The following is a 6,040-nucleotide window of genomic DNA, read 5'->3' as shown; positions in this document are numbered from 1 at the left end:
GGCGATGGCGTCGGAGGGGTTCCCGATAGCGTCGGAACGCTTGGTGATCGCATTGGAACGCGTCGCGATAGTGTCGGAACATCCCGCGATAGCTTGGGAACGCTCGGGGACGGTGTCGGAACGCTCGGCAATCGCACAGATGCCACGATGAGAGGCTTTGGTTTAGGCTGCCGCGACACGATTCCCAGCCCGGCAGCGAGAGAAAACATCACTCCTCCTGCAAAAACTAACGCCATACCTACCGGACGCCGATGGGGAAGTGCGGGCGCGGCGACAGGCAGCTCGGAAAGCCGCGCAAGAAATGCCGCTCGCTCCGCCTCAGAGACAGCGGGGCCTTTGGTCATCGGGTCACCTGCACGCAGAAGCGTCTCCAGGGATGTGTCAGATACTCTCGGTCTCATAACCTCTCTCCAAAAGCGGGGCAACCCGCCGCTTCAGTGCCTGCCGGGCGCGGAAGGCCAGCACGCGGGCGCTCACTTCCGTGCAGCCCAGTGCCTCCGCCGCCTCTTTATGCGAAAACTGCTCGTACACCGTCAGCACCAATACCAGCCGCTGCGCCTCAGGCAGAGCTTGCAGCGCCTCGCTTACCAGCTCACCCAGCACACTCGGACGCGGCATCGTTGGCTCGGCGAGCTCCTCGGGAAGGCTCTGCTCCCGCCGGGCCTTGAGCGCATTGATCGCTAAATTCTTTGCTGCCACGTAGAGCCAGATCTTAAACTTCCGCGACGTCTCAAAGCGCCCCCGCGCCTCCCAGAGCCGCACGAAACTCTCCTGCGAGAGATCTTCAGCCAGCGCCGCACTGCCCGTAAAGCGCGTCAGAAATGCCGTCAGCGCCGGGCGGTGACGGACATAGAGATCGGCAAATGCCTCACGATCCCCGTCCTGTGCCCGTCCCATCAGCGCCTCATCCGACGCCTCTTGCTGCATGACACCCCTAGTACAAGCCAGCAGCGCCATTCGTTACAGGTGACTGCAACTTTTTGGGCGGACGCGTTTCCCATATCGTATGCCAAACTACTTGAATGCCTTAAAGCGAGGCTTTGCCGCCGCTGTCACTTCGTCCAGTACTGCCCACTCTTTTTCGGCGGCGGACAAAAAAATCGTCTGCCTTCACTGTGGTGAGGATAAGTTCTTTCGCGGGAATGCTCTGATTGATCGCAACCGCTTGATCGACACAGACTGGTTTGACAGCGATGTGGCGCTTCTTGCCTGCGCCAAGTGCAGCCGCCTAGAGTGGTTTGCGGACGAGCCAAAACAACTCTCCTAGCTTGAAAAGTTATCCACAGGCTGTGGATAACCTGTGGATAACTCGCTAAATCTGTCAAATCGTAGAGGCGGAGTGTGGGTGCGCTCTGCTACCCTAAAGCCTATGCAAGTACGATCTATTGGGGTATTTTATGGCAGCACGACCGGCAATACCGAAGAGGCCGCCGATGAGATCACGCGGGTTCTCTGCAAGGGAAGCGATGCCAATGTGCGGGCCATTAGTGTCAGCGGCACCGACCCGAGCAAGCTCTTCGAGTTCGATGCACTCGTTCTAGGTTGCCCCACCTGGGACGATGGCAATCTCCAGTGCGGCTGGGAGCGTTTTCTCCAACGGATGGGGGAGCTACAGATGGCAGGTAAGCCCGTGGCGTTTTTTGGCTCAGGCGACTCGCTGTGCTACCCGGAGACGTTCCAAGATGCCCAGGGAATCCTCGCAGCGGAGTTTCGGAGACGTGGTGCACGCCTGATTGGAAGCTGGCCCACAGAAGGCTATACTTTCAACGCTTCCCGAGGTGTGGAGAACGGGCGCTTCTTCGGGCTTGCCCTCGACACCGACGATGCCTGGAGCCTGACACGCAGTCGCATTGCCACTTGGTCCACGCAGCTCTTGAGCGAGCTCGCCTGTCTGCCCTAGATCTACTTTGGTTTCTTGGGCATCATGAAGCGCTCTACCATATCAAGCGCGACGGTATTGTTGGGGTCTTTCTTGAGCACATCTAGCACCAGACGCTTGGCCTCTTCGGGGCTCCCAAGAAACGCCTCTAGACGAGCAAGCTTGAGAATGTTGGCGACATCCTCAGGTTTCTCTAAATACTGGCGGCGGAGCCGGGCGTGCTCCTTCTCTTCCTGATCGCGTAGCTCCGCTTGCTTACGAAGTGGCGCCGCTTGAGGATCGCCCTGCTTTGCGCGAAGCTCTGCCAAGTCCTTTGCCAAAGCCACTGTCATCCCCCCGAGCTTTCCCGCTTTCTCAATCAATACCCCTACCTCTGCCGTTGTGCCCAGTGCAAGAAGCACATGGGCTTTCTGTTGCAGGGCCGCCGGGTACTCAGGGCGTAACTTCAGTGCAAGCTCTAACTCGGGAAGCGCGGCAGTTGGGTTCGGTTTATCGCGCCCATACTCACTGAGTAGCCAGCCTTTGAAGTAGTGGTACTGTGCAGGGAGCTTAGGCTCTTTAGGCAATGTGTCCAGAACTGCCCAAGCCTCTGTCGTGGCCCCCGTCAGAGCCAGCAGGCGAGTGAGAGCAAACACCACAAGCTCACTGTCGGGCTGAAGCTCACGGGCTTTCTTGAGCGCGACAATTGCCTCAGGAAGCTGCCCCGTTCCCTCGTAGAGCTGAGCCAGCTGCACCTGAGCCAGAGGGTCTTGCGGATTGCGCTTGACCGCTTCTTGCGCAAGAGGCGCGGCGATCAAAAAGCGGCCCGCCATGTTCTGTAGCTCGGCGAGTCGGCTCACCACCCCCGGCTCTGCAGGAGAGATCTGCCGCAGTGTCTGGAGGAGCTGGATCGCGCGGTCTACTTCGTTTTTCTCGACGGCAAGCTGGGAGAGGCCCACGTAGGCAGGTGCAAAGCGTGGGTTCAGGCGTAGTGCGGTCTCAAAGGAGGCTCGCGCTCCATCGGAATCACCTTTTTGGAGAGCCGTGAGGCCGCGCTTAAACTGAACTTCTTCGCCGGGTGGTGCGGGTGGAGCACCTTTCGGGCAGCCCACGAGCGCCAGAGCAAGGCAGGGTAAAAGCGGGGTAAAGAAGCGCATGTGCATGAGAGTACCTATTTCCCTGGTAAAAGCGTCTCGGTGACGCCCTTTCCTTCCGTGAGCACATAGCGGCGATCCCCTTCCAGTGGTCCCAGTGTCTCGCGGATTCCCGACGGCCAGAGAACCTCCAGCTTCTCTACTTTCCTCTCCGCTCCCAGGCCAAAGTAGACACGTGGATCGCTAGCGGAGAGGAAACTCGTCGCGGAGCGCACGGACTCCAAGCGAGTGCCTTGGGCACCGGTTAGACGCAAGCGCGCTTGGTACCCGTTGCGGTTGCTCTTTGTCCCAATTGTCTGAAAGGAGATCCAGTGGTTGCTACTTTTATCCTGGTTACGCAAAAGTTGTGGGGCATCGTTTTGATTGGTAAACAGCACATCTAAGCGACCATCGTTATCAAAATCTCCAGTCACCAGCCCTCGCGCCACGGTAGATATTGCCAGGGGCCCGAGGTTCTCCTTGACCTCACGGAAACGCTTTCCTCCCTCACTATGCAAGAGTTGCTTGGGCTGCTTCATCGCCTCCAGGGTCTTCCCCCCGAGCTGCACATGACCATTGGCAGTGAGCAGATCAGGCCAGCCATCGGCATCATAGTCTATAAAAGCGCACCCAAAGGAGAGATAGGGCAGGTGGAGTGGCCCGACTTGGGTCGCCGTGCTCACGTCATCAAAAAAGCCAGCACCAGAGTTCTTAAACAGTGCATTGGGAGTGTTTTGAAAGTTTGTCACAAAGAGACTCTCTTGCCCACTATGGTCGTAGTCGCTAATCGCGATCCCCATCCCCGCCATCAGGGACCCCGAAGTCGAGAACGCGCAACCCGCCTCGGTCGCGATGTCTTTAAAGCCTTTACCCTTCAAGTTCTTCCAGAGAAAGTTCCCAGAGAGATCGTTGGCGACAAAGATATCGCACCAACCATCACTATCGTAGTCTAAGAAGCTAACCGCGAGCCCACGCCCCTTTTTGCTACTGATTCCCATGGCCTTACTAACATCGGTAAAGCGTCCACCTTCATTGTGAAAAAGCTGGTGCTCATCAATGGGATAGACCTCGGGGGAGCAGTAGTCACGCACTTTATCCGCACCATTGCAGATTTTGTCTTTTGATTTCTCCCAAGGGCAGTAGTAGCAGACATAGAGATCCAGCTTGCCATCGTTGTCGTAGTCACCAAAGGCGGCGCTGGTGGCATAGCCGGTGCTATGGCGCTGGTTTACTCCCCAGACTGCCGAGATATCAGTGAACTTGCCGCTACCATTTTCGTTATGGAAGAGCCTATTGCCGGCAAACGAAGTGATAAACAGATCGCTATAGCCATCGTTGTCTATATCTCCCACGGTAATGCCATGGGCATAGCCCAGCGAGACATCCAGCCCCGAGCCTGCCGTGACATCCTGGAACTTTCCATTCTTCTCATTGAGATAGAGGGCACAACGGCCATTTTCAGGAGCATCGGGTTTATCAAGTGAGCCCGACTGGATAAGTACAATATCAAGCCAGCCATCATTGTTGAGATCAACCAAAGCACAACCCGCAGGAGTTGTCTCAGGGAAGTAGAACTTCTTTTCTTTGGCTCCATTTTCATGGTGAAAGGAAATCCCTGCACTCTGGGTAACATCCGCAAAGAGGGCACTAGCTTGTGGGCTTGACACAGTAGCCTTCTCAGACCGTGGGCAACCGCCAAGCAATATACCGGACGACAACACACCACAAAGCGTTAGTATCAAGCGCTTCATTGACTCTGACTGGCCTGTGTACGAGCTTTTATCTTTGTTACCAGCTCGGCATAGGCTTTTTTTGCCCGAGGATCGCTGGGTTTGAGTTTTACGGCCGCCATCAAAAAGTATCCTGCCTTGCGCAAGTCACCATTTTTCAGCGTAATCTCACCAACCTCAAGATTAGCCTCGAAGTTATCTGGCTCTAGGGAAGACTTTTTCGTGACAACATTCAACCGGTTCGTTTCGTCACGAAGAACTTGAAAACGAGCACGAGCGATTGCTGCTTTATCGAGCTTCCCTGCTCGCGTGTAGGCAGTAGCAAGCTCAAAAGGAACATCCATCTGACGCGGAGAGAGTTTCTGCGCCTGCTCTAGCTGAAGAATCGCATCATTCCAGCGGCTCTGACGCAGGTAGAGCCGCCCAAGCTGAAATCGTGCATAGCCATACAAAGGAGCAATTTGGAGAGCGTGCACGAGGTCTTTCTCAGCAGCGGTAAGTGCTTCCGGGGAGCCATCACTCTCCAGAAGGACTAAGGCACGTACTCCATAGGCCATCGTATTGGTGGGTTGGACTTCAATAAGAGTATCGGCGACTTTGCGTAGCTCATCGAATTTTTTCTGTCCTGAAAATGCCTCAATACACATCTCAAGCACTTCCGTGTCACGCGGTTGCAGACTTAATAACTGACGCAGTGTTGCGAGCTGTTCCTCTGTACGTCCCATATACCCACTAGCAAACGCGACAATTTGGAGGGAGGACGCATCTTTTGGATTGCGTTTAACCGCTTCTTTCGCCCACTTATAGGCATCTACTTCGTCGCCAAGCCGCAGTGTCGCAACGGCAAGTCCGGTGTAGGCATGGGGTGTCTCGGGGGCGATTTCAACCAATTTTTGGAAAGCCTTCTTGGCTTTATCCCACTGGGAAGTATTCAGGTAAAGATCACCTAGAAGCTGCCATAAAATGGTTGATTTGGGGTCAAGTTGGCTTGCTCTTAGCCATGCCTGCTCGGCATGTCCTGCTTCCCCTCGCAATGCAAACGCTTGTCCTTGCTCCACGAGCTGCTGTACGGGACTACTGGCAAGCTGTTTAGAGATCACCACTCCCCACAGGAGCATGGCGACACCAATACTACCACCTGCCAGCCAGCGCTTTTGTTTTATTGTAAAACGCATAAAGTGCCGCGTATACCCCGCCTAGCGCGGTGCTCCGCTACCTGATCCACCATAACCACTTGGACCACCGCTGTAGCCACCTGAACCACCTGAACCACCTGAACCACCACCGTAGCCACCTGGACGACTACCGCCGTAACCACC

At 55.7% G+C, this 6,040-nt stretch carries 6 protein-coding genes and 1 pseudogene; 2 read left to right on the top strand and 5 right to left on the bottom strand.

Features of this window, described 5'->3' with window-relative positions; translation table 11 throughout:
• Positions 1-401, bottom strand: a pseudogene (locus RMO15_RS18135) (hypothetical protein); the annotation flags it as partial.
• Positions 382-927, bottom strand: a complete 546-nt coding sequence (locus RMO15_RS18130; RefSeq protein ID WP_309715008.1) for an RNA polymerase sigma factor — start codon at positions 925-927, stop codon at positions 382-384. The gene RMO15_RS18130 and the pseudogene RMO15_RS18135, both read right to left, overlap by 20 nt.
• A 79-nt stretch (positions 928-1,006) precedes the next feature.
• On the opposite strand from RMO15_RS18130, the gene RMO15_RS18125 reads away from it, so the two are divergent.
• Complete coding sequence (locus tag RMO15_RS18125; RefSeq protein WP_309715006.1) at positions 1,007-1,267, top strand: hypothetical protein; 261 nt, start codon at positions 1,007-1,009, stop codon at positions 1,265-1,267.
• 102 nt (positions 1,268-1,369) lie between these two features.
• Entirely contained in the window at positions 1,370-1,900 is a 531-nt protein-coding gene (locus RMO15_RS18120) for a flavodoxin (RefSeq protein WP_309715004.1), read from the top strand.
• A 2-nt stretch (positions 1,901-1,902) separates the two neighbouring features.
• Here RMO15_RS18120 and RMO15_RS18115 read toward each other — a convergent pair whose 3' ends face one another.
• The 3 genes from RMO15_RS18115 to RMO15_RS18105 form a co-directional block, all read right to left on the bottom strand.
• Positions 1,903-3,015 (bottom strand): tetratricopeptide repeat protein, encoded by a 1,113-nt coding sequence (locus RMO15_RS18115; RefSeq protein ID WP_309715002.1) that lies wholly within the window; start codon positions 3,013-3,015, stop codon positions 1,903-1,905.
• A 14-nt stretch (positions 3,016-3,029) separates the two neighbouring features.
• On the bottom strand, positions 3,030-4,658 hold the full coding sequence (locus RMO15_RS18110) for a CRTAC1 family protein (RefSeq protein WP_309715000.1): 1,629 nt from the start codon (positions 4,656-4,658) through the stop codon (positions 3,030-3,032).
• Positions 4,659-4,738: 80 nt separating this feature from the next.
• On the bottom strand, positions 4,739-5,896 hold the full coding sequence (locus tag RMO15_RS18105) for a tetratricopeptide repeat protein (protein ID WP_309714998.1): 1,158 nt from the start codon (positions 5,894-5,896) through the stop codon (positions 4,739-4,741).
• Positions 5,897-6,040 lie beyond the last annotated feature (144 nt).

This window comes from Armatimonas sp. (assembly GCF_031410135.1).
Lineage (GTDB): Bacteria > Armatimonadota > Armatimonadia > Armatimonadales > Armatimonadaceae > Armatimonas.
Note: the sequence above shows the minus strand (reverse complement) of the source record. Positions and strands in the feature narration are given on the sequence as shown.

What these genes read in the sequence shown, in the direction of transcription:
- RMO15_RS18130 (WP_309715008.1), bottom strand. Translation starts at nt 927, where the DNA reads ATGCAGCAAGAGGCGTCGGATGAGGCGCTGATGGGACGGGCACAGGAC.
- RMO15_RS18125 (WP_309715006.1), top strand. Translation starts at nt 1,007, where the DNA reads ATGCCAAACTACTTGAATGCCTTAAAGCGAGGCTTTGCCGCCGCTGTC.
- RMO15_RS18120 (WP_309715004.1), top strand. Translation starts at nt 1,370, where the DNA reads ATGCAAGTACGATCTATTGGGGTATTTTATGGCAGCACGACCGGCAAT.
- RMO15_RS18115 (WP_309715002.1), bottom strand. Translation starts at nt 3,015, where the DNA reads ATGCGCTTCTTTACCCCGCTTTTACCCTGCCTTGCTCTGGCGCTCGTG.
- RMO15_RS18105 (WP_309714998.1), bottom strand. Translation starts at nt 5,896, where the DNA reads ATGCGTTTTACAATAAAACAAAAGCGCTGGCTGGCAGGTGGTAGTATT.